Origin of the sequence: Stenotrophomonas sp. SI-NJAU-1 (assembly GCF_020883215.1) — a bacterium.
GTDB lineage: Bacteria > Pseudomonadota > Gammaproteobacteria > Xanthomonadales > Xanthomonadaceae > Stenotrophomonas > Stenotrophomonas indicatrix.
The window spans coordinates 3,348,970-3,373,035 of record NZ_CP086598.1; the positions used below are offsets into that span (position 1 = coordinate 3,348,970).

A 24,066-nucleotide genomic window follows, 5' to 3' on the forward strand; every position below is an offset into this window, starting at 1 on the left:
CCGCCCTGCCCGTGTCACGCCGGCAGCTTGAAGTCGGCGACCGAACGACGCAGGTCGGCGGCCAGCTGCGCCAGGTGGCCGATCGACTCGGCGGTCTGCCCGGCACCCTGCGAGGTCTGGCCGGTGATCTGGCGGATCACGCCCATCGTGCGGGTGATGTCCGACGCCGCCGACGACTGCTGCTGGGCGGCGATGGAGATGTTCTTGATGAGGGTATTGAGCGCGTTGGACACGCGCTCGATCTCGGTCAGCGCGGTGCCGGCGTCCTCGGCCAGGCGTGCACCGGACACCACTTCGGCGGTGGTCTGTTCCATCGAGGTGACCGCTTCGTTGGTGTCGGCCTGGATGGCCTGCACCAGGTTCTCGATGCGTCGGGTCGCACCGGAGGTGCGTTCTGCCAGGCGCTGCACTTCGTCGGCCACGACCGCGAAACCACGACCGGCTTCACCGGCCGAAGCCGCCTGCACGGCCGCGTTCAATGCCAGGATGTTGGTCTGCTCGGAAATGTCGTTGATCAGTTCCACGATCGAGCCGATCTCCTGCGAGGATTCGCCCAGGCGCTTGATGCGCTTGGAGGTCTCCTGGATCTGGTCGCGGATCTGGTCCATGCCCTGGATGGTCTCGCGGACCACGCCGGCACCTTCGGCGGCGATCACCACCGAACGCTGTGCCACGTCGGCCGACTCGGCCGAGTTGCGCGATACCTGTTCGATGCTGGCGGCGATCTCGCCGATCCGGTCCGACGCCGAGGTGATCTGGTTGGCCTGGTGGCCGGCCGCTTCGGCCAGCTGCATCGCGGTGGCCTGCGTTTCCTGGGTCGACAGCGCGACCTTGGCCGAGGTGTCGTTGATGGTGGTCACCAGGTGGCGCAGTTCATCCACCGCGTAGTTGATGGCGTCCGCGATCGCGCCGGTCATGTCCTCGGTCACCGAGGCCTTCACCGTCAGGTCGCCCTCACCGAGCGAGGAGATTTCATCCAGCAGCCGCATGATCGCCTGCTGGTTGCGGCTGTTGAACTCCACCTGGGTCTGGTAGCGCAGTTCCTGCTCGCGCGAGCGGCTGCGCACGTTGGTGGAGACGAAACCGATGATCGCGATCAGCGACAGCGCACCGGACACCACGCCGATCCAGAAATTCGGGAACAGGCGGGTGTCGGACACCGAACCGAACGAGGAGAAGGCTTCGAACAGCTTGCGGCTGTCGGTCAGCATCTTCGCCGAACCCTGGCCCAGTGCGGAGGCAGCGGACTGCGCCGCGAACAGCTGGCGCGAGCTGGCCAGGATCGCGTCGGCGTCCTGCTTCATCGCCTGCCACTTCTGCTGCGACTGCTCCAGCGCAGCGACGGCGGCAGCGCCGCGCACGGCGGTGATGCCCAGATCCTCGTTGCCATTGCGCAGCGCATCGAGCACCTGCGAGAACACGGTGATGTCGCGGGCCAGCGCGTCACCGGCAGCGGCCGCAGCCGTGCCGCCGGCGCGGATTTCAGTCACGCGACGCGCCATCGAGCCGGCCACCACCACCTGCTGCAGGGCACTGTAGACCTGCGACGACGGCGCGCCGGAGGCGGACATCGCGCGCACCAGCTCGTTCAACTGGGCCTGCAGGCCCGGCACCGCACCGGAGAAGTTGTTGGCGTTGCCGGCCAGGGCCAGTACCGCCGGTTCACTGGCCACCAGCTGGCCTGCCTGCTTGCCCAGCGGCGCCCAGGTGTCGGCCAGCGTCGAGATCGCACCGGACACGCCGGGCTCGTTGCCGTAGCGCCCCTGCAGGGTCGACACATTCTGCTCGATCGCGTTGCGGGTGGCCTTGAAGGCGGTGAAGGCCTGCGCGTTGCCGCCGACCGCGTCACGGCCCTGGTTGGCCAGCTGCTGCGACAGCACCTGCAGGTCCGCGGCCTTGGAACCGGCATCGGCCAGGCGGCTGCCCTGCCAAGTGGACACGCCGGTGTTTACACCGAACAGGATCATCGACAGCGCCAGCAGCGCCAGCCAGAGGTTGCTGCCGCCCAGCCGCAGCTTGCCTGACTTGGTGGCATCCGAAGCAGTACTCATCGTTCAACCTCGATTTTCAATGCAGGGGGCGATGCCCGGCCTCAGGCCGCGGCTTGCCGGAATTCAGGGGTACGCGACAGCAGCGAGAGCGAGAACACGCCCCAATCGTTGCCATCGGCATGGAAAGCGCGATCGACGAAGTGGCCGTAGCGTCCCTCGGCCAGTGAACCGGCCTCGATCTGCTGGGTCAGCTCGAAGCTGCGCTGGCCGAACAGTTCATCGATGGTCAGGGCGACGTCGCCACCGGCCTGGCGCATGATCAGCACGCGCTGGCCTTCCTGCTGGACGGTGCGCGCCCCTTCCAGGAAGTACTTCAGGTCGACCACCGGGAACAGGTTGCCGCGCAGGTTGCCCACGCCCAGCAGCCACGGCTGCGCGCATGGCACCGGGGTCACCGGCGGCATCGGCACGATCTCCACCACTTCGCGGAAATCGGACACCAGCCGACGCTGGCCAACACGGTAGCCGACGCCACGCCACAGGTCCTGGGCGAACTGCCGCCCGGGCAGCTGCACCGCGTGGGCCAGGCTGCGCCGTTCGTAGGCTTCAAGAATGTCGAAGGGCGAGCGCATCAGGCCACCAGCTCGTTGATCCGGGCGATGAGTTCTTCCTCGCGCGGCGGCTTGACGATGTAGTCGGCGGCGCCCTGGCGCAGCCCCCAGGCCTTGTCGGTTTCCATCGCTTTGGTGCTGACGATGATGACCGGGATGTGCTTGATCGCCGCGTCGCGGGCCATTGCCCGGGTCGCCTGGAAACCGCTCATGCCCGGCAGCACCACGTCCATCAGCACCAGATGCGGCACCTGGTCGCGGACCAGCTGCAGGCCTTCTTCGGCGTTGTCCGCTTCCAGCACCTCATGGCCGGCACGGCGCAGCCATTGGGTGAACACCGCGCGGTCGGTCGGTGAATCCTCGATCAGGACGATACGAGCCATTGTGCCTTTCCCCCCTGGTCAGGCGTTGACGTATGTGCGGATGGCACCCAGCAGTTCTTCGCGCGTGAATGGCTTGGTCAGGTATTGCTCCGAGCCGACGATGCGCCCCCGCGCCTTGTCGAACAGACCATCCTTGGATGACAGCATGATCACCGGGGTCGCCTTGAACAGCTGGTTGCCCTTGATCAGTGCGCAGGTCTGGTAGCCATCCAGGCGCGGCATCATGATGTCGACGAAGATGATCTGCGGCTGCTGGTCGGCAATCTTGGCCAGGGCCTCGAAACCGTCCGTCGCGGTCACTACTTCGCAGCCTTCGCGCTTCAGCAGTGTTTCCGCAGTCCTGCGGATGGTCTTCGAGTCATCGATGACCATCACCCGGAGTCCTGCGAGCTCCCCGCCCGCAGTCGTGTTTTCAGTCATTGCCATTCCCCAAGCGCACGGCCCAATCTTTGGCGGGAGCCGCTGCGAAAGCGTATCTATATCGCACTTCCCGCGCCCGCTTCAAGGGCGGTCCGTGGCGCGGGGCGTGGCGCCGGGCTGAACGTGACCGGATTGGCAATCACTGCGCAGCCCGGCAAGGGACGCTGCGTTGCACATCGCCGGGGAGGCGCACGGCCGGCGTTGCCGCTACCATCAACGCCTTGCCTGACAGGTGCACCCATGCCGTTGAACGTCATCGTGGTGATGGACCCCATCGCCCACATCAAGATCGCCAAGGACACCACCTTCGCCATGCTGCTGGAAGCCCAGCGCCGCGGCCATGCCCTGCACTACGTGCGCCCGGGCGGGCTGGCGCTGGAAGGCGGGGTGGCCGTGGCCTGGACCGCCCCCCTGCAGGTGCGCGACGACCCGGCCGGCTGGTACGAGCTGGGCGCATTCAGCCGGACCGAATTCGGTCCCGGCCAGATCGTGCTGATGCGCAAGGACCCGCCGGTCGACGCCGAGTATGTCTACGACACCCAGGTGCTGGATGTCGCTGCCGCCGCCGGTGCGTGCGTGGTCAACAACCCGCAGGGCCTGCGCGACTACAACGAGAAGCTGGCCGCGCTGCTGTTCCCGCAGTGCTGCCCACCGACCCTGGTCAGCCGCGACGCCAAGTCACTGAAGGCCTTCGCGCTGGAACACGGCCAGGCGGTACTGAAGCCGCTGGATGGCATGGGCGGGCGCTCGATCTTCCGCAGCGGACAGGGCGACCCCAACCTGAACGTGATCCTGGAAACGCTGACCGACGGCGGCCGCAAGCTCGCCCTGGCCCAGAAGTTCATTCCCGACATCACTGCCGGCGACAAGCGCATCCTGCTGGTCGATGGCGAGCCGGTTGATTACTGCCTGGCGCGCATTCCGCAGGGCGATGAGTTCCGCGGCAACCTGGCCGCCGGTGGCCGTGGCGAAGGCCGTCCGCTGAGCGAACGCGACCGCTGGATCGCCGCCCAGGTCGGCCCGGAAATGAAGCGTCGCGGCATGCGTTTCGTCGGCCTGGACGTCATCGGCGACTACCTGACCGAGGTCAACGTGACCAGCCCGACCTGCGTGCGCGAGCTGGACGCGCAGTACGGCCTGAACATCGCCGGCACCCTGTTCGACGCGATCGAGGCCGATCTGCGCTGATGGATGCCGCACCTGCCGTCCTCGCCCCGCCACCGCGTGAAGCGCAGCGGCTGGGCGCCACCCTCGCCCTGTCGGTGCTGGTGCACGCCCTGCTGATCCTCGGGGTCGGCTTTGCCGTGAAAGGCGACGCGCCGCTGGTGCCGACCCTGGAAGTGATCTTCAGCCAGACCCGCACCGCGCTGACCCCGAAGCAGGCCGATTTCCTGGCTGCCGCCAGCCAGGAAGGCGGTGGCGAACACGATCGTGCGCAGCGCCCCCGCGACAACCAGGCCGGCATCGTGCCGCAGGCCCAGGCCGGTATCAGTCCGGTACCCCAGCAGCAGCAGTCGGCAGCACCGGTGCCGCCACCGCAGGCGCGGGTGGTCAGCAGCCGCAATGGCCAGGACACCGTGGCCGTGGCGCAGTCGCGCCCCACCCCGCTGCAACCAACCCCGGATGCACCGATGACCGCGCGCGAACAGCGCGATGCCGAAATGGCGCGGCTGGCGGCGGAAGTGCACCTGCGTTCAGCGCAGTACGCCAAACGGCCGAACCGGAAATTCGTGTCGGCCAGCACGCGCGAATACGCCTACGCCAATTACCTGCGTGCGTGGGTGGACCGCGCCGAGCAGGTCGGCAACCTGAACTACCCCGACGAAGCGCGGCAGCGCCGGCTGGGGGGACAGGTGGTGATCAGCGTGGGGGTACGCCGCGACGGCAGCGTGGAAAGCAGCCGGGTGTTGAAGTCCAGCGGCACGCCGCTGCTGGACGAGGCCGCGCTGCGGGTGATCCAGCTGGCGCAACCGTTCCCGCCGTTGCCCGACAGCGAAGACCAGATCGACATCCTGCAGGTCACGCGCACGTGGGTGTTCCTGCCCGGTGGCGAACTGCGCGACGACCGGTGAGGTTTTCGCCCGGGCCTGCGGCCCGGGACCCGCTGGAAGCAACAGCAACGACAACTGCAACGTCAAGATCAAGAGCGGCGGTTGGGCTGTTCGGTTTGGCGGGGCGGTGTGGGCTTGCAGGACACGCCGTAAACCCATCCATGGGGGCTCGATGGCGCCATCCATGGCGCCAACGGTCCTGCAAGCCCACACCGCCCCACCCCTGACCGATCGCGGCGCATCTTTGCTGTTGGTAGCTGTCGACCTTGGTCGACACGATGCATCCACGCCATGCCTGCACGGTAGATCCACGCGATGCGTGGATGCGAGCGAAGCGACCGGCTTTTGAATTTGATTTTTTTTTGATTTTCCGTGGCGAACGCGCACGGAAACTGTCCGTGGCCGGGCGGGTGGGCTGCGCAGGGGCGTAAGCGCCATGGATGGCGCGCCCGAGACTACATGGACGTATTCACGGCGTGCCCTGCGCATCCCACCCGCCCGGCCAACCCACGGCTTGTGCTTTCAGCGACCCACCACCCGCCACGAGGGGCTCAGCCGTTGGCCTTCGCCTTGGCATCCCGCGCCGCCTGCTGCTCGACCAGCGTCAGCGCCACGTTGTCCCGCAGGTACGCCGGCTCGACCTTCTCCGGCGCAATGCCTTCGCCGCGTGCGAACGCCGGTACCGCCAGTGCCAGCACATCCGCTGCACGTGGCAGCGCCGTTGCATCGAAGCGGCGCAGGCCAGCACCCAGCTGCGCGACCAGCGCGCCCTCGGCCGCGGCAAACCCGGTGCCGACGCCGTAGACGGACGCAGCTTCCGGCAACGACACCGCCGCCGGCACGCACACGCGCTCGGCATCCCGCGCCACCGGCAGTCCATCCACGCGCTCGAAGCGTGCCACGTACAACTCGCCCATCCGCGCATCGATCGCCGACAGGATCTGCTTCTCTTCCACCGGCGCGCGCAGCGCCAGCACCTGCAGCGTCGACACCGGCAGCAACGGCCGATCCAGCGCCAGCGCGATGCCCTGCGCCAACGCGATCGCCAGGCGCACACCGGTGAACGCACCGGGACCACGGCTGAGCGCGATACCGTCCAGCTGGCGGCGGCTGATGCCGGCCTCGGCCAGCAGCTCCTCCGCCCACGGCAGGCTCAGTTCGGCATGCCGGCGGGGGGCGATCTCGAAGCGTTCCCGTACCTGCCCATCGACATGCAGGGCTACGGAACAGGCTTCGGTGGCGGTTTCAAAGGCGAGCAGTTTCATCGGATCGGGTCAGAACAGGGGGAACGTGGCGCCGGGAGCCGGCTCCGGCCCCGCCACGGCGGCGGTCGGGGCAGCGGCATCCGCCACGGGCGCCCATTGTGGCGCAAAGAAGGCCTGCACATCGGCCAGGGCCCGGGTTCGCCGGAACGGCGGCAGCGACTGCAGGAAGACCTTGCCATAACCCCGGTTGAGCAGGCGCGGGTCGCACAGCACCAGCACGCCACGGTCGGTCTCGCTGCGGATCAGGCGGCCAACGCCCTGCTTCAGGGCAATCACCGCCTGCGGCAACTGCTCGTCGCGGAAGGGATTGCCGCCCTGGGTGCGTATGGCATCCAGCCGCGCTTCGTACACCGGATCATCGGGCGTGGCGAAGGGCAGCTTGTCGATCACCACCACGCTCAATGCCTCGCCGACCACATCCACGCCCTCGCGGAAGCTGGCCGAGCCCAGCAGCACGCCATTGCCGGATTCGCGGAAACGCTGCAGCAGGGTCGCGCGCGGCGCTTCGCCCTGCACGAACAGCGGCCAGGGCCCATCACGCAGCGCCTCGGCCGCCTCGCGCAGCGCACGATGCGAAGCAAACAACAGGAATGCCCTGCCCTGCGACGCCTGCAGCACCGGACGCAGCACCTGGATCAGCGCGGTTCCGAAACCGCGCGCAGCCGGATCCGGCAGGCCTTCAGGCAGGTAGCACAGTGCCTGCTCGGGCCAGTTGAACGGGCTGGGCTGCACCAGCGTCTGCGGATCATCCAGGCCCAGGCGCGTGGCGATGTGCTCGAAGCCACCGCCAACGGTCAGCGTGGCGGAAGTGAAGATCCATGCGGCATGGCTGCGCTCGCGATGTTCGCGCAGCGGCGCGGACACATCCATCGGCGTGCGCTGGCAGCGGAAACCGCGCGCGGTCAATTCATACCAGAGCACGTCAGCAGCGGTAGCGGTCGCTTCTGCCGGATCGGCATCGAAGTCGAGCGCGGGTTCTTCATCCCCCAGCCAACGGCCCAGCCGCGAAATCGCCTCACGTGCCCGCGCATGGCAGGCATCGAGGCCAGCAGCGGCTTCGCGCAGCGGTTGCAATGCCTGCTCCAGCACCACCAGGCTGGACATCACCGCATCGAAACCCTCGCGTACCTGCGGCATTGCCAGTGCGCGCCATTGGGTGCCACGCGCGGGCAGCCCCTCCATCGCAGCACGCAGTGCAGACAATGCCTGCTGCAGATGATCGACCGGTTCCTGCAGTGCAGACTGTGCGCCACCCACGCCGCGCGCTTCAACAAGGCAGTCACGGCCCAGTTCCTGCCAGGGGCGCATGCCGAAGCCTTCGCCGAAGAACTGCGCGGCCAGTTCGGGCAGCTGATGGGCCTCGTCGATGACGAAGGCCTGCGCACCGGGCAGCAGTTCACCGAAGCCCTCCTGCTTCAGTGCCAGGTCGGCCAGCAGCAGGTGGTGGTTGACCACGACCAGGTCGGCGGCCTGGGCACGCTGGCGGGCCCGCACGACGAAGCAGTCATCCCAGAACGGACACTCGTTGCCCAGGCAGTTGTCGACGGTGGAGGTGACCATCGGCAGCAGCGGCGAGTCGTCGGCCAGGCCATCGAGTTCGGCGATATCGCCCGATTCCGAGCGGCCGGACCAGGCCAGGATGCGCTGGAACTGTGCCGCCTGTTCCGGGCTGGAGAAGCGAGGCTCGCCGCGTGCCTGCTGCAGGCGGTAGCGGCACAGGTAGTTGCTGCGTCCCTTCAGCAGCGCGCTGCGCCCGCCGACGCCCAGCGCCTGGCGCACGCGCGGCAGGTCACGGTGGTAGAGCTGGTCCTGCAGCGCGCGCGTGCCGGTGGAAATGATGGTGCGCATTCCGGACAGCAGCACCGGCACCAGATAGGCAAAGGTCTTGCCGGTGCCGGTACCGGCTTCGGCGAGCAGCAGGTCGCGCTGCTGCATCGACGCGGCAATGGCCTCGGTCAGGCGCAGCTGCGCAGGACGCGGAACGAACGCATCCAGATGGGAGGCGAGCGCGCCGCCTTCGCTGAGGGCTTCGCGGCTGGCATGGACAAGGTCGGACATCAGGTGGAAAGGATACCCGGCCGGGCGTTGCCCGGCACCCGTTTCAGGCCGGGGCACAAGCAACGGCAACAGCGCTGTTCATGGCTCTGGGTTGTACTGGGGACTGGCGGGGGACTGTGGGGTTGCGGGGACGCCGTAAACCCGTCCTTGGGGGCTTGGCCGCGGCATCCATGCCGCGGACACCCCGCAACCCCACAGTCCCCCGCCTTCGACAGTTTCCTGGTGACGGAGGGACGCGCTGCGTAGGGTCGAGCTTGCTCGACTGGCAGTTCAGAAGCAGTGGGAGTAACCGGGAAAGAAGAAAAGAAATGGCAGCGAGCGCGCGCAGCGCGCGACCCGCTTTTGATTTTGATTTTGTTCTTGCCTGCGGCCCACGCGATGTATGGCGGGCCGGGAGGGTGGGGCGTGCAGGACCGTTGGCGCCATGGATGGCGCCATCGAGCCCCCATGGATGGGTTTACGGCGTGTCCTGCACGCCCCACCCACCCGGCCCATCACCCGCATCCATCAGTGCGCGCGCGCCGCAGAGGGGGCTGCGCCCGATGGAGTGGAATACCTCAGTACCGCTTGATCCCCGGCACCGTGCAGCCTTCAATCTGCGCGTGCGCGGACACCGCATTCTCCTTCTCGCCCCGCGCCAGGCGGGCCTGCTCGATCGTCGCCCAGTGCCGGCGGCACAACGGCCCCGTCTTCGAGCCTAGATCCACAGCCTTGCGTGCGAATTTCTCCGCCTCCGCCCACTGGCCCTGCAGCAGCGCCAGTTCCGCGCGTTCCTGCAATACCGACGGATCACCGGCCACGATCTGCAACGCCTGGTCCAGGCTGCCGACCGCGCCAGCCAGATCATTGGCCTTGCGCTGGCTCAGCGCTGTCTGCCGCAGATCCTCAACCTGGGAATCGCGCAGTGGCTGCACCGACAGTTCCTTGTCATCCGGGCCGGCTGCGGCTTCCACGGCTGCCAGCCGCTGTGCAGGCGTGGTGGTGTCCACCGGCTTGACCACCTGCGGCGCGCTGCTCACGCAGGCCGCCAGGGCCAGGCTGAGACCACTCAGGACCAGGGGCTGGAACAGCGAACGGATAGTCATCGGCATCATCGGCTTGGAGGAGGAGTCGCTGCAGCGGGTGCTGCGGCAGGTTCAGCGGCGGGTTCAGGCTTACGGTCAAGGCCGAACCAGCTGCGCCAGCCGCCGCCCTCGCCTTCCGTACTCTCCTGAGCGTCCGGCGAGGCCGCCGGTGCGCACGGTTCATACGCAGGCGCATAGCCCACCACGAACGGGAAGCGGCGTGCGCCCGGGCACCCTTCATCGGTGCTGTTGGTACCGGTGGCCGCAACCGGCTGCCAGTCCAGGCCCTTGTTGCTCACCTTCAACGGCGCTGTCGGCAGGCGCTGGAAGATGCCCGACCACACCCGCATCGCGCCGGTGGCGCCATACAGGCCGGCCTGTTCGTTCTGGTCATTGCCCATCCAGATCACCGCCAGGTGATCGCCGGTGTAACCGGCATACCAGCTGTCGCGGCCATCGTTGGTGGTGCCGGTCTTGCCGGCCGGCTGCAGGCGGCCCAGGCCATCGGCGTTCAAACGCTGCGCGGTACCACTGGCCACCACCTGCTGCAGGCCGATGCTGATCAGGTTGGCGGCGATCGAGTCACCTTCCTGTGCCGGTGCCGGGGTCTTGTCGTAGCGCTTGAGCAGCTTGCCCTGCGGATCAAGGACGCCACGCACCGCGTGCAGCGGCTGGATCTCGCCGCCCGATGCCAGGAACTGGTACAGCTGCGCCATCGCGTACGGGCTCTGGTCGGTCGAGCCGAGGATCACCGCCGGGTTCGCCTCGGCCTTGATGCCAGCCAGCACGTGGATCAGCTGGGTCACCCGTTCCGGGCCGACCTGCATGCCCACCCGTACCGTCGCCTGGTTGTAGGAGTGGGCCAGTGCGTCGATCAGGCGCACGGTGCCGTGGCTGCGGTTGTCCGCATTGCCGGGGTTCCAGTTGCGGCCGCGGCCGAGCTGCACCGTCACCGGTGAATCGTCGACCCAGGTGGCCAGCGAATAGCGGTCCGGCTGCGCCAGTGCCAGCAGGTACACGAACGGCTTGAGCAGTGAACCGACCGGTCGCTGCGCCTCGATGGCGCGGTTGAAACCGACCTCGGACACGTCGCGGCTGCCGATCACCGCCACCACGTCACCGTTGTGCACGTCGGTCATCACCAGGCCGGCCTGCAGCTCGGGGCGACGCTTGCTTTCCAGCGACTTGATGGTGCGCGTGACCGCACCTTCGGCATAAGCCTGCGCGGACGGCGACATGCCGCTCATCACGCTCAGGCCGGCGCCCTGCAGGGCCGATTCCGGATAGTCGTGGGCAAGCTGGCGACGCACAAGGTCGACGTAGGCCGGGAAGCGGTTGGCTGCCACCAGGCCCGGGGTCTTGGGCACGCCCAACGGCGCCTTCAACGCACGCTGGTACTCGGCATCATCGATCAGGGTTGCCTCGTGCAGTTTGCCCAGCACGAAGTTGCGACGGTCCAGCGCGCGCTCGGGATTGCGCCGCGGATCGTAGTACGACGGCCCCTTGACCAGGCCGATCAGCAGCGCGATCTGCTCGGTTTCCAGCGAGGACAGATCGCGGCCGAACCAGAACTCGGCGCCGGAGGACATGCCGTGGATCGCCTGGCTGCCACGCTGGCCCAGATACACCTGGTTGAGGTACGCCTCGAAGATGGTGCGCTTGTCATAGCGCGCTTCCATGATCAGCGCGTACAGCACCTCGTTGAACTTGCGGGTGACGGTCTGTTCCTTGCCGATTCCCAGCAGGCCGCTGCGGGCCAGCTGCTGGGTCAGGGTGGACGCGCCCTGGCGGCTCTGCCCACCGGAGCGGACGGTCACCCAGACCGCGCGCGCGATACCGGACAGATCGATGCCGTGATGGCGGTTGAAGTCCTTGTCCTCGACCGCCTGCAGGCCAGTGACCAACAGGTCGGGCGCCTCGTTCATGCGGATCAGGCGGCGTTCTTCCTGCTTCTGCCCATACAGCGTGGCAATGCGCGCAGGATCCATGCGGGCCGCCTTCAGCGCCTTGCGGCTGTCGGCGTCGCGCAGCGAGGCGATGCTGCCGCCGGACAGCGACAGCTCGACCCGGCGCGCAGCAACGTGGCCATCGACATCGTTGTAGCCGCGGCTGGAGATGACGAAGCGGCCGCCCTGCACCGCATAGGTTGCCGGATCCTTGCCCTGGCCATCATCGCGATAGGCCGAGGCGGCCAGCTCGGTCTTCAGGGTGGCCGCATCCATCGCCTTGCCGGGCATCAGCACCAGCGGGCGTGCATAGACGCGCGTCGGGATCTGCCAGCGCAGTTCACCGAAGCGTTGCGTCACCTGCTGGTTCAGGTACAGCGTATAGGGGATCAGGAAACCCAATCCCAACGCGACCGCCGCCATGCTCCAGGTGATCAGCCGGCGGCGCCAGAGCGGACCGGCGTCCTGCTGGTCGTCGTCGTCGAAATCGTCGATATCGTCTGAATCGTAGCGTCGGGGCACGGGAATGCGACAATGTAGGGTCTGGCGAGTCTACCCCAGCCGCTGCGGCAGGCGAATTCTCCCGGCCCCCCTGCTTAAGCTGGAGTTGCAACCGGATGGCGATGTCCCTGGCCGAAATCCGCTACCTGATCAATCGCCTGACCGGCCTGGCCCGCCGCAGCCTGGCCAGCCTGCGTACCCGCGGCTGGCGGGCCACCTGGCAGCGGATCCGGGTGCACGCCCAGCGCGCGGTGCCGGCACCGCGCAAGCCGCTGTACCTGCCACCGGCACAACCGTTCGCTCCCTTTGCGGTGCCCACCAGCGATACCCCGGACGTCAGCATCGTCATTCCGGTCTACAACCACGTCGACCATACCCTGGCCTGCCTGCGCGCCCTGGCCGCGCACCCGCCGTCGGTGGCCTGCGAAATCCTGGTGGTGGACGACGGCAGCAGCGACGCAACGGTGCAGTGGATGCCGCAGATCAGTGGCCTGCGCTACGAAGTGCGCGAGCACAACGGTGGTTTCATCGAGGCCTGCAACGATGGCGTGTCGCGCACGCGCGGCCGCCATGTGGTGCTGCTCAACAACGATACCGTGCCGCAGCCGGGCTGGCTGGAAGCATTGCTGGACACCTTTGCGACCGTCGCCGATGCCGGCCTGGTCGGCAGCCAGCTGCTGTACCCCGACGGCCGCCTGCAGGAATCGGGCGGGGTGATCTTCAGCGATGGCAGCGGCTGGAGCTACGGCCGTTTCGAAGCGGCCGATGATCCGCGCTTTGCCAGCCTGCGCGACGTCGACTACTGCTCCGGCGCTGCGCTGATGCTGCCACGTGCCCTGTGGCAGCAGCTGGGCGGCTTCGACACCCGCTACAAGCCCGCCTACTACGAAGACACCGACCTGGCCTTCCGCGTGCGTGCGCAGGGCCTGCGGGTGCTGGTGCAACCGGCCAGCCGGGTGATCCACGATGAAGGCACCAGCAACGGCACCGATACCGGCAGCGGTGTGAAGGCCTACCAGGTACGCAACCAGGGAATTTTCGCAGCCAGATGGGCCGCTGAACTGGCCTCCCATCCGAAGGTCGGCGACGTGCCCTCGCCGGCGCTGCTGCTGCGCGGCCGCCGTCAGGTGCTGATCCTCGATGAGGAGGTACCGCGCCCGGAGCGTGACTCCGGCTCGCTGCGCCAGGTCAACCTGATCCGGCTGCTGCTGCAGGGCGGCGCCCACGTGGTGTTCGTGCCCACCCGGCGCGAACACGGCGGTGTGGCGACCGAAGCCCTGCAGCGGATGGGCGTGGAAGTCTGGTATGCGCCCTTCCTGGACGGTGTCGCAGGCTGGCTGCGCAGCCACGGCCCCCGTTTCAACGTGGTGATGATGGTGCGCCATCATGTCGCCAATGAATGCCTGCCGCTGCTTGAGCGCTATGCGCCGCAGGCGCGCACCGTGTTCGACACCGTCGACCTGCACTACCTGCGCGAACGCCGGGGTGCGGAAGTGGCCGGCGATGCTGGCCTGCTGCGCAACGCCGAACGCACCCGCGCCAGCGAACTGGCAGTGATGGACCAGTGCGACATCACCGTGCTGGTCAGCGCCGCCGAGCGCGAACAGCTGCAGGCCGATGCCCCCCAGGTCCGGGTGGAACTGATTTCCAACCTGCATGAAGTCGCCGGCACGGGTGCGCCGTTCGCACAGCGCCACGACCTGGTGTTCGTCGGCGGCTTCCGCCATCCGCCGAACCTGGACGCGATGGAGTGGTTCATCGGCGACGTGTTCCCGCACATCCGCGCAGCACTGCCGCAGGTGCGCCTGCATTGCATCGGTGCCGGCGCACCGGACACGCTGCTTGACCTGGCTGCTGCCCAGCCGGGCGTGGTGATGCATGGCTTCGTCGAAGACATCGTTCCGTACATGGACGGTGCCCGCATCGCCATCGCGCCGCTGCGTTTCGGCGCCGGCGTGAAGGGCAAGATCAACCTCAGCATGGCCCATGGTCAGCCCGTGGTCGGCACCACCTGCGCGGTGGAAGGCATGCACCTGCGTGCCGGCCAGGACGTGCTGGTGGCCGACGATGCAGCGGGCTTTGCCGATGCGGTGGTCCGCCTGTACCAGGACCCTGTGCTGTGGCAGCAGCTGGCCGCCGCTGGCCTGGCCAACGTGGCCGAGCACTTCTCGCTGGATGCCGCATCGGCAACCGTGCAGCGGGTGTTCCTCGACTAGTCGATGTGGCCGCCTGCGTGCCGCAGGCGGTCCTCGAACGCGGCAAGCTCGGCCAGATCCGGCTGCAACCGCCGCACCTGCTCCACGGCTGAGGCGGCAAACTCCACATCACCGCGACCCAGCCGTTCGCTGCCGATCGCCAGCCAGCGTTGTGCCAGGCGGGCACGCGCATCGGGCAACCCTGTGGCGGTCGGCGCCAGGGTCTGCCAGGCCTGCAGGCAGGCGCCCGCAGCCTGCACCCGGTTCTGCCGCAGGTTGTCATCAAAACAGGACCGGCTGGCGGGCAGCAGACGCGCTGCCGCTGCCTTGACCCGGCTGTCGCGCGGCGCCAGTGCCTGCGCTTCGCGCAGCGCATCAAAGGCGCTGTGACCGGGAGGGCTGATCCACTGTCCGGCGCGCTCGGCGCGGTCGATCTGGCGCAACCTATCGCGCAGCTGGCGCTCGCGCTGGGCCGCGCTGATGCACGGCTGCTGCAACGACTGTCGCGCCTGCCGCGCACGCTGCAGGCGCTGTGCCAGCTGCTGCTGCGCTGCCTGCGAGGCACCCAGCCCCGCGGCCAGCGCGGCGTCCTTGTCGGCCGCCTCGAACTGGAAGTCGTCGGCCCGCTTCTGGCTGCGCGCCAGCAACGCCTGCACGACCTGCTCGCGCCCACGCAATGCCGTGGGATCGTCGGCGGTGACCGCCAGCACGGCCTGGAAGCTATCGGCAGCCGTCTCGAGCTGCTGCCGTTTGAGCGCACGCTGCCCCTGCTGCAGGCGCTGGTCGATTGCACGGGCCAGCGCTTCCTGGCTGGCAGGAAGTTCGGAATGACCTGGATCGAACTGGCGTGCACGCTGCAGGATCGCTGCCGCCGTGGCCAGTTCGCCGCGCCCCGCCTGTGCACGCGCCTGCTGCAGCAGATCGCTCAATGCATCCTCGCGCCCCTCCAGTGCAGGCAGGTTGTCCGGCTGCAGTGCCAGCACGCGCTGGAACAACGGCAGCGCGCTGCTGTCGCCGTCATCCAGCCGCCCCGCTGCAAAGGCATTGCGGGCCTGCGCAAGCAATGCACCGATGCCAGCACCGGCGCGACGACGCGCCTGCAGCTGCTGGGCCACCGCATCTGCCTCGGCACGCGGCACCTGCAGCTCACGCGCCAACGCCAGCGCCTGCGCGCAGCCGTCCAGGTCACCCGCCCGCAGCCGCTCGCGTGAGTGCTGCAGCGCTGCCGCACCGGTGCGGGCCAGGCCCTGTCGTGCCTGCGGACGGTCGCCATCCAGGGCCAGTACCGCCTGATAGCGTTCTCGCGCGCCGCTGCCGTCGGCCGCGGTCAGGCGTCCTTCGCTCAGTGCGCGATCGCCCTCGGCCAGCAGCTGTTCTATCTGTGGCTCATCCCAGAACCAGTCCGCCAGCGGTTTGCGCACCAGTACCAGCAGCACGAACACGGCTGCGGCAGCCAGCAGTGCCCAACGCCACACCCGTCGTGCGTGGCGCGCCTGCAGCCACCACCAGCGGCTTTCACGGCGAACGCGATCCAGCGCCGGATGTGCGGCGCCGTGTGAGCGATGCGGGGGCTCGCGTTCCATGCGTGCAGGGTAGCCGGGGCAGCGTGAAGCTCAGCCCAGACGACGCGCCTCGCTCACGCCCGGCAACGCATCGAGCTTGCCCAGCAGATTCGACAACTGGCCGTAGTCGCTGACCTTCAACCGCAGGCGCAGATGCGCGCGGCCACTGTTGCGGACGTTGTCGCTGTGGATGTCCAGCACGTAGGCGTCTTCCTGTGCGATCAGGTTGGTGATGTCCTTCAGCAGCCAGCGGCGGTCGACCGCGTCGACCACCACGTCCACTTCATAGCCACCGCCGGCCTGGCCCCATTCCACCGGCAGGATCCGCTGCGGGCTGGTCGCAGCCAGCCGTGCCAGTGCCACACAGTCTGCCCGATGGACCGTGACACCACGGCTACGGGTCAGGTAGCCGACAATCGGTTCGCCCGCCACCGGCTGGCAGCAGCGCGCCAGCTGCACCAGCAGGTTGCCCACGCCCTGCACGGTGAACTTGGACTTGCCCAGGTTCTCGCGGCGCGCGGTCGGCCGCGGCAAGGTCGACGTCGGCGCCGGCTGGCTGGCCGCACGCTCGGCTTCCAGCAGCGAACGGCTGACCTGGTTGGGGCCGGTATCGCCCAAGGCAACCTGGATGTACAGGTCGTCGACGCTGTCGGCGTGGAACTTCTTCGCCGCCGCAGACAGGTCCGAATGCTGCAGGCCCAGCCGCTTCAGTTCGCGCTCCAGCAGCTCGCGCCCCGCCTGCACGTTGCGCGCACGGTCCAGCTTGTGGAACCAGCTGCGGACCTTCTCACGCGAGCGGTTGCTGGCCAGGAAGCCGTTGGCCGGCATCAGCCAGTCGCGGCGCGGGTCGGCCTCCTTGCCGGTGAGGATCTCGACGCGATCCCCGCTGCGCAGGCGGTAGGTCAACGGCACGATGCGGCCGTTGACCTTGGCCCCACGGCAGCGGTGTCCGACCATGGTGTGCACCTGATAGGCAAAATCCAGCGGTGTTGCGCCCTGCGGCAGGTCCAGCACCTCGTCCTTCGGGGTCAGCGCGTAGACACGGTCTTCGGTCAGCTCGGCATCAAGCGCCCCGGCCAGTTCATTGCCCTGCCCGTCCTGCGCCTGCTCCAGCAGCTGCCGCATCCAGGTGATCTTGCGATCGAACGACTTCTCCGCGCCCTTGCCGCCTTCCTTGTACTTCCAGTGCGCGGCCACGCCCAGCTCGGCCTGCGCGTGCATGTCGTGGGTGCGGATCTGCACTTCGATGGTGCGCCCTTCCGGGCCAACCACCGCCGTGTGCAGCGAGCGGTAATCGTTGGCCTTGGGCCGGGCGATGTAATCGTCGAACTCGCTCGGCACCGGCGCCCACAGCGCATGCACCACGCCGAGCGCGGCGTAGCAGGCAGCCACGTCGTCGACCATCACCCGTACCGCACGGATGTCATACAGCTGGTCGAAAGCCAGGCGCTTCTTCTGCATCTTCCGCCAGATGCTGTAGATGTGCTTGGGCCGGCCGCTGACCTCGGCGCGGATGCCCTGCACGCCCAGTTCGCGCGACAGCACCTTCTTCACGTTCTCGACGTAGCGTTCGCGGGCGATGCGGGTTTCGTCGACCTCACGCGCGATGCGCCGGTAGGTTTCCGGCTCCAGGTGGCGGAAGGCCAGGTCTTCCAGTTCCCACTTCAGCTGCCAGATGCCGAGCCGGTTGGCCAGCGGCGCATGGATGTCGCGGGTCAACTGGGCCAGCGCGCGGCGCTGCTCCTCATCGAGCTTGTCGGCCGCGCGCATGCGCGCCAGTTGCCGGGCCAGCAGGATCGGTACCACCCGCAGGTCGCGGATGATCGCCAGCAGCAACCGGCGCAGGCCTTCGCTGTTGCGGCCCGCCTCGCGCCCGGCATGCAGGGCCCACACGGGATCGGCCGCATCCTGTCCATCAAGCAGGCCGATCACCGCCGCTTTGTGGCTGCCCAGCGGCAGTGCGTCGAGATGGGTGCGCAGGCCCGGCAGATCGAACAGCAGGGCCGCCACCACGGCGCCCTCGTCTGCCGAGAGCATCGCCAGCGCGTCCAGGGTATCGCCCAGCACCGACCAGCTGGCACGCATCTGCGGGTCGCAGTCCGGCGCTTCCCAATGCCCGCGCAGGGCCTGGCGCAGCGGAGCCGGCAGCACGGCTGCCGAGGGGCGGTTCAACAAGGCATCCAGGCCGGGGACGGAAGCGCGGTTCACAGCATCGAGCAGGCAAGACAGAAGCCCCTACACTAGCGCCGCAGCCGTTCAGGAACAATCGCCGCGGCCAGCATCGCCGGGAATGTGGACATGCCGCTACACTCGCCGACATCCACCGGAGAGTTCCGCCATGCCTTCGATCACCCTGCCTTTCCGCCCTCGCCTGCTGGCCTGTGCCGCCGTGCTGCTGTCCCTGTCGGCGCCCGCGCTGGCCCAGCGCGTGGTGCAGGGTGACCTGCAGCAGCAGATGTCACCGGCCGAATTCAAGGCCGCAGGCCTGGACAAGCTCAATGCCGCCGAGCTGGCCACGCTGAACCGCTGGCTGCAGGGCAAGGTTGAAGCCGCCACCACCGAGGCCGTCGCTGCGGTGCGCGAAGAAGCGCGCGAGGAAGGCCGCCAGGAAGTGATCGTGAAGAACCGCGGCTTCTTCGATTTCGGCAGCAACGAGCCGATCAGCGGCGTGCTGCAGGGCGAGTTCCGCGGTTTCGGCAAGGGCCGGATCTACGTGCTGGACAATGGCCAGCAGTGGGAACAGACCGATGCCACCTCGATTTCCGGCGTACGCAAGCAGTCGCCGAAGGTCAGCATCAGCCCCGGAGTGATGGGCGTGTGGTACCTGAAGGTCGAAGGCGTGAACACCCAGCCCAAGGTGCGCCGCACCAAGTAACGGCGCTGCCAGGCGGTCGCGCTGATTTCTCGCGCGGCAGAAACCCGCCGTGCGATGACCCGCTGTAGATCCACGCCATGCGTGGATGCCATTCCGCTTGACCCCGCCGGCGAGTGCCCGGCGGGGCCAGCCCAAGGATTACGAGGCCTGGCGCAGTGCGGTCACCCGCTGCGCCAGTTTCTTCGCCGAAACGCCGGTGCGTGCGCCCAGCTCCTGGGCGAACAACGAAACCCTCAGCTCCTCCAGATCCCAGCGCAAGGCCTGCCACTGCGGCCGCTCGCGCAGGCCCTGCTGCTCGCCCACCTGCAATGCCTCCAGGAACGGGTGCAGTTCCAGCATGCGCGCCTGGTCACGCGGGGGATCGCGCTTGGCGCGTTCGGTGCGCAGGATCATCGCTTTCAGGTAGCGCGGGTACTGCGCCAGGGCATCGGCCGGCGTGTCGCGCAGGAAGCCGGGATGGATCAGCCCAACCAGCTGCGCTTCCATGTCATCCAGATTGCCGCGCGCCCAGCCCATCAACGGCGCCTCCAGCATCGGCTTCAACTCGGCCACCAGGGCAAGGATCGACTCGGCCAGCTTCAACCGCTGCATGGCCTCGCCGAACAGCGTTTTTGCGGCGTGCTCGCGACGCTGCTCGAATGCCGCCGCATCGCGGATATCGCCCAGGCCGTCGGCCAGCACGGCATTCAGCGCTGCATCGACCAGATCGCCACGCAGGCGTTCCTGGGTTTCGATCGAGGCGTACAGCAGCCCGGTCTTCGCCGCCACCGGCAACTGCTTGCGTGCCTGCTTGATCTTCTCGCCCAGGCCGATCTCCAGCAGTCGCCGCACGCCGAGCGGGTGTACTTCTTCGGCCTGTTGGCGATCAGCAAAGATGCGCAGTGCAACGCTGTCACCCTCATCCTTCAGCGCGGGATAGGCCGGCACGCCGGCCTCGCCCGGTACCTGCAGCGGAATCGGCGAGGCCGGGAACGTGCGCAGGCCATCGGCCGCCATCTCGCGCCCGGCACGTGCGGCGAACGCATCGCCGGCACGGCCACCGAACTTCGCACGCAGCACATCGAGGTCGCGCGAGGTTGCCAGCACCTTGCCCTGCTCATCGCGCAGGCGCAGGTTCATGTGCAGGTGCGGTTCGATTGAAGCGGGATCGAAATCGGTAGCGGCCACGGTTGCCCCCGTTGCACGGGACAGGAAACGCGCCAGCTCGCCGGTGATTGCGTCCGCGCTGGGCTGCGGGAAGGCCTCGTAGAACGCGCGCGCGAAATCCGGTGCCGGCACGTAGTTGCGCCGCATTGCCTTGGGCAGGCTGCGGATCAAGGCCGCCGCCTTGTCGGCAACGAAACCCGGTGCCAGCCAGCCCAACTGCACTGCATCCAGTGCATTGAGCAGATGCAGCGGCACGTCCAGGGTCACGCCGTCATCGTCGGCGCCCGGTTCGAAGCGGTAGTGCAGCGGCAACCGCGCCTGGCCCAGCGCCAGGTACTTCGGGTAGCGCTCCTGCTCGCTGCCTTCGCCCGGCAGCAGATCCATCAACGACCAGTGCAGGCCCTTGCGCTGTTCCGGCGGCAGCGCCTTCCACCACGCATCCAGCCCGGACGCGGAGTGGATCTGCGGCGGCACCCGGTCCAGGTACCAGCGTGCCTGCCAGTCCTCGTCGGCAACAATGCCGGCACGGCGCAGCTTGGCTTCTTCCTCGCGCGCCTGCTCCAGCACCTTCTGGTTGTCGGCCACGAAGCTGGCGCGGGTGTTGATCTCACCGGTCACCAGTGCCTGGCGCACGAAGATGTCATGCGCCTCGCCGGCGTTGATGCGGCCGTAATGCACCGGTTTTTTCGGTGCCAGCACCAGCCCGAACAGGCTGATCTGCTCGGAGGCCAGCACCTGGCCCTGCGCACGCGACCAGTGCGGGTCGAAGTGCTTGCGCAGCAGCAGGTGCGGCAGTTCGGCAATAACCCAGTCCGGCTCGATCGCCGCCAGGGTCATGCCCCACACCTTCTGCGTATCCAGCAGGTTGGCGGCCAGCAGCCACGGTGGCGGCCGCTTGGACAGCGTCGAACCGGGGAACGGCAGGAAACGGCGTTGGCGCGGCGCCTGGAAATCACCCTTCTCGCTGCGATGGCCGATCTGCGTGGGCAGGCCCGCCACCAACGCCCGATGCAGGGTCTGGTAAGCCGTGGCGCGAACGCGTTCGCTGTAACCACCGCCGTCGGGCGCCTGGTCCTTCTGCGCACGGGCGGCGACCGGCGCGGGCGCCGTTTCGGCCTTGCCCTCGCGGGCCAGGCGCGCGGCACGGTGCAGCTGGCCACGGGTCGCCTTCACCGCAGCAGCATCATCGCGCGCCGGAGCCGGCGCACTGCTGCCGGCCAGCAGCGGGGCCATCGATGCCTCGTTGGCCTCTTCCTTCCAGCCCAGTTCCTCGCACAGCAGGCGCAGCTGCCGATGCAGCTCGCGCCATTCCCGCATGCGCAGGAAGCCGAGGAAGTGGCGGCCGCACCAGTCGCGCAGCTTGGACTGGGTCAGATCCTCATGGGACTGGCGATAGGCATCCCACAGGCGCAGCACACCGACGAACTCGGAGCGGCCGTCAGCGAACTGCGCGTGTGCGTTGTCGGCGGCGCCACGCGCCTCGGGCGGCCGCTCGCGCGGGTCCTGGATGCCCAGGAACGAGGCGATCACCAGCATCGGTCGCAGGCAGCCTGCCGCCTGCGCCGCCACCAGCATGCGCGCCAGTTTCACGTCCACCGGCAGGCGCGCCATCTGCTTGCCGATCGCGGTCAGGTGGCGCTCGCTGTCGATCGCCCCCAGCTCGGTCAGATGCTGCCAACCATCAGCGACGGCCCGCTCATCCGGCGCCTCAAGGAACGGGAAGTCCTCGATGCGGCCCAGGCCAAGCTGCAGCATGCGCAGGATCACCCCGGCCAGGCTGGAACGACGGATTTCCGGATCGGTGAACTCCGCCCGTGCCTGGAAATCGGCCTCGGCATACAGGCGATAGCAGATGCCCTCGGCCACGCGGCCACAGCGGCCCTTGCGCTGGTTGGCACTGGCCTGCGAGATCGGCTCGATGTGCAGTCGGTCCAGCTTGTTGCGCGGGCTGTAACGCTTGACGCGGGCGAAACCGGGGTCGACCACATAACGGATGCGCGGCACCGTCAACGAGGTCTCGGCCACGTTGGTGGCCAGCACGATGCGCCGGTTCGGGCCGGGGTTGAACACCCGGTCCTGGTCCTGGTTGGACAGCCGCGCGTACAGCGGCAGCACTTCGGTATTGCGGTACTTGCGCCGCTCCAGTGACTGGTGTGCATCGCGGATCTCACGCTCGCCCGGCAGGAAGATCAGCACGTCGCCACGGGAATCCAGGCGGGTGATTTCGTCGATGGCCGCAACGATCGCATCGTTGACCGTGCGTTCGCCCTGGTCTTCGCCCTCGCCTTCCAGCGCGCGGTAGCGCACCTCGACCGGATAGGTACGGCCTTCGACGCTGATCACCGGCGCGTTGTCGAAATGCTGGGCGAAGCGCTCGGTGTCGATGGTCGCCGACGTGACGATCAGCTTCAGGTCCGGGCGCTTGCGCAGCAGCTGCTTGAGATAGCCAAGCAGGAAGTCGATGTTGAGGCTGCGTTCGTGCGCTTCGTCGACGATGATCGTGTCGTAGTTCGACAGCCAGCGATCACTGGCGATTTCGGCCAGCAGGATGCCGTCGGTCATGAACTTGATGCGGGTGTCTTCGCCGACCTTGTCGTTGAAGCGCACCTGGTAGCCCACCAGCTGGCCCAGCTCGCTCTGCAGTTCCTGCGCGACACGGCTGGCCACCGCACGCGCGGCGATCCGGCGTGGCTGCGTGCAGCCGATCATGCCGGCCTGGCCACGGCCGGCGGCCAGGCACAGCTTCGGTAGCTGGGTGGTCTTGCCCGAGCCGGTTTCACCGGCGATCACCACCACCTGATGGTCGCGGATCAACTGGGTGATGGTCTCGGCTTCACGCGCAATCGGCAGCTGTGGGTCCAGAGTAATGGCCGGCTGTTGTTGCGCCCGCGCCTGCCGGCGCTGCACCGAAACCTGCAAGGCCTGCTCGAAACTGGCGGCCAACGCCGCATCCTGTGGCTTGGCCTGGCAACGCGAGAGCATTCCCAGCAATCGTCCACGGTCGCGGCTCATGGCGCCGTCGATGGCGGCACGCTGTTGGCGCTGGCGGGACTGCGGCATTTTGTCGATAGCGTTCATCAATCGGTTCGTTTAAAACTTTGAAGGCGACCAGTCATCACGACTGATTTATTGTGAAGGCCAACGATTCCACAAGGAGGAACCCCATGGCGAAGACCAAGAGCACGACCAAGCCCAAGACCGGCAAGCAGAAGCTTGCGGCTTCCGCGCCGTCGGCCCCCAACATCGATATCGGGATCACCCAGGGCGACCGCAAGAAGATCGCCGACGGATTGGCGCGGTTCCAGGCCGATGCGTTCACGCTTTATCTGAAGACCCACAACTTCCACTGGAATGTCACCGGGTCGATGTTCAACTCGCTGCACACCATGTTCGAGACGCAGTACACCGAGCAGTGGGCGGCACTGGACGACGTGGCCGAGCGCATCCGCGCACTGGGCTTCAATGCCCCGGGCTCCTACCGGGAATTTGCTGCGCTGACCTCGATCGTCGAGGAGCCGGGCCTGACCGACAGTGCGGACTGGCGTGAAATGGTACGCCAGTTGGTGGTCGCCAACGAAGCGGTATGCCGTACGGCACGTGAAGTGCTGGATGTGGCTGCCAAGGGCGACGATGCTCCGACCGAGGATCTGATGACCCAGCGCCTGCAGACCCACGAGAAATACGCGTGGATGCTGCGCTCGCTGCTCCAGTAAGGGTTTTGGGTGGTTCGGCAGGGCTGCGCCCTGCACCTGCAGAGGCCTTGAAGCCAAGGCCAGAGCCAGAGCAGAAGCTGACTTCCTGTGGGTAGGCGGAGTGGGTCCGGTGGCAGGGGACGCCGTAAACCCGTCCATGGGGGCTTGGCCGCGGCTTGCTCGTGTGCGCTGTCCTGCGCACACGGCAAGACCGGGGTTGGGCGTCCTGCCCAACCCGCCCGAGGCATGCCTCGGGCCCATGCCGCGGACACCCCTGCCACCGAACCCACCCCGCCTTCGACAGAC

The 24,066-nt window shown here is 67.9% G+C and carries 16 protein-coding genes; 5 read left to right on the forward strand and 11 right to left on the reverse strand.

Annotation, left to right across the window (positions count from 1 at the left end; genetic code table 11):
* Positions 1–14 precede the first annotated feature (14 nt).
* From LMF57_RS15315 to pilG, 4 genes are read right to left on the reverse strand one after another with little or no spacing between them, the layout of a single operon-like run.
* Positions 15–2,051, reverse strand: coding sequence for a methyl-accepting chemotaxis protein (locus LMF57_RS15315; RefSeq protein ID WP_025877752.1), 2,037 nt, complete (start codon positions 2,049–2,051; stop codon positions 15–17).
* Positions 2,052–2,092: 41 nt separating this feature from the next.
* Positions 2,093–2,623 (reverse strand): chemotaxis protein CheW, encoded by a 531-nt coding sequence (locus LMF57_RS15320; RefSeq protein ID WP_093818702.1) that lies wholly within the window; start codon positions 2,621–2,623, stop codon positions 2,093–2,095.
* A complete protein-coding gene (locus LMF57_RS15325) occupies positions 2,623–2,985 on the reverse strand; it encodes a response regulator (protein ID WP_117311113.1) in 363 nt (120 codons plus the stop codon). Before LMF57_RS15325 ends, LMF57_RS15320 begins: the two co-directional genes overlap by 1 nt.
* A gap of 18 nt (positions 2,986–3,003) precedes the next feature.
* A complete protein-coding gene (gene pilG / locus LMF57_RS15330) occupies positions 3,004–3,405 on the reverse strand; it encodes a twitching motility response regulator PilG (protein WP_005418455.1) in 402 nt (133 codons plus the stop codon).
* 240 nt (positions 3,406–3,645) lie between these two features.
* Between pilG and gshB the strand changes: the two genes are divergently transcribed.
* Both gshB and LMF57_RS15340 read left to right on the forward strand, forming a co-directional pair.
* Entirely contained in the window at positions 3,646–4,593 is a 948-nt protein-coding gene (gene gshB, locus LMF57_RS15335) for a glutathione synthase (protein WP_117311115.1), read from the forward strand.
* Positions 4,593–5,477 carry an energy transducer TonB gene (locus tag LMF57_RS15340; protein WP_229290153.1) on the forward strand — a complete coding sequence of 295 codons (885 nt, stop codon included), beginning with the start codon at positions 4,593–4,595 and terminating at the stop codon, positions 5,475–5,477. The genes gshB and LMF57_RS15340 overlap by 1 nt, the downstream gene beginning before the upstream one ends.
* Positions 5,478–6,007: 530 nt before the next feature.
* Here LMF57_RS15340 and tsaB read toward each other — a convergent pair.
* The 4 genes from tsaB to mrcB all read right to left on the reverse strand — a co-directional run bounded on the left by tsaB (position 6,008) and on the right by mrcB (position 12,311).
* Entirely contained in the window at positions 6,008–6,721 is a 714-nt protein-coding gene (tsaB, locus tag LMF57_RS15345; RefSeq protein WP_117311119.1) for a tRNA (adenosine(37)-N6)-threonylcarbamoyltransferase complex dimerization subunit type 1 TsaB, read from the reverse strand.
* 9 nt (positions 6,722–6,730) lie between these two features.
* Positions 6,731–8,779 carry an ATP-dependent DNA helicase gene (locus LMF57_RS15350; protein ID WP_229290154.1) on the reverse strand — a complete coding sequence of 683 codons (2,049 nt, stop codon included), beginning with the start codon at positions 8,777–8,779 and terminating at the stop codon, positions 6,731–6,733.
* 557 nt (positions 8,780–9,336) lie between these two features.
* Complete coding sequence (locus LMF57_RS15355) at positions 9,337–9,873, reverse strand: hypothetical protein (RefSeq protein WP_229290155.1); 537 nt, start codon at positions 9,871–9,873, stop codon at positions 9,337–9,339.
* Positions 9,870–12,311: a penicillin-binding protein 1B gene (gene mrcB / locus LMF57_RS15360; protein ID WP_229290156.1), complete on the reverse strand. Its 2,442-nt coding sequence runs from the start codon at positions 12,309–12,311 to the stop codon at positions 9,870–9,872. The genes LMF57_RS15355 and mrcB overlap by 4 nt, the downstream gene beginning before the upstream one ends.
* A 95-nt stretch (positions 12,312–12,406) precedes the next feature.
* Here mrcB and LMF57_RS15365 point away from each other — a divergent pair, with 95 nt between their 5' ends.
* Positions 12,407–14,506, forward strand: a complete 2,100-nt coding sequence (locus tag LMF57_RS15365) for a glycosyltransferase (protein ID WP_208083317.1) — start codon at positions 12,407–12,409, stop codon at positions 14,504–14,506.
* Here the strand turns inward: LMF57_RS15365 and LMF57_RS15370 are convergent.
* Both LMF57_RS15370 and LMF57_RS15375 read right to left on the reverse strand, forming a co-directional pair.
* Positions 14,503–16,068 carry a hypothetical protein gene (locus LMF57_RS15370; RefSeq protein WP_229290157.1) on the reverse strand — a complete coding sequence of 522 codons (1,566 nt, stop codon included), beginning with the start codon at positions 16,066–16,068 and terminating at the stop codon, positions 14,503–14,505. The two genes, LMF57_RS15365 and LMF57_RS15370, sit on opposite strands and share 4 nt — an antisense overlap.
* A 30-nt stretch (positions 16,069–16,098) precedes the next feature.
* Entirely contained in the window at positions 16,099–18,255 is a 2,157-nt protein-coding gene (locus LMF57_RS15375; RefSeq protein ID WP_229290158.1) for a bifunctional (p)ppGpp synthetase/guanosine-3',5'-bis(diphosphate) 3'-pyrophosphohydrolase, read from the reverse strand.
* A gap of 130 nt (positions 18,256–18,385) precedes the next feature.
* On the opposite strand from LMF57_RS15375, the gene LMF57_RS15380 reads away from it, so the two are divergent.
* Positions 18,386–18,922 carry a hypothetical protein gene (locus tag LMF57_RS15380; protein WP_080150500.1) on the forward strand — a complete coding sequence of 179 codons (537 nt, stop codon included), beginning with the start codon at positions 18,386–18,388 and terminating at the stop codon, positions 18,920–18,922.
* Positions 18,923–19,060: 138 nt separating this feature from the next.
* On the opposite strand, the gene hrpA is transcribed toward LMF57_RS15380, so the two are convergent.
* Positions 19,061–23,146, reverse strand: a complete 4,086-nt coding sequence (hrpA, locus tag LMF57_RS15385; RefSeq protein WP_229290159.1) for an ATP-dependent RNA helicase HrpA — start codon at positions 23,144–23,146, stop codon at positions 19,061–19,063.
* Positions 23,147–23,232: 86 nt separating this feature from the next.
* On the opposite strand from hrpA, the gene LMF57_RS15390 reads away from it, so the two are divergent.
* Positions 23,233–23,781, forward strand: coding sequence for a Dps family protein (locus LMF57_RS15390; protein WP_088100980.1), 549 nt, complete (start codon positions 23,233–23,235; stop codon positions 23,779–23,781).
* The last annotated feature ends 285 nt before the right edge of the window (positions 23,782–24,066 follow it).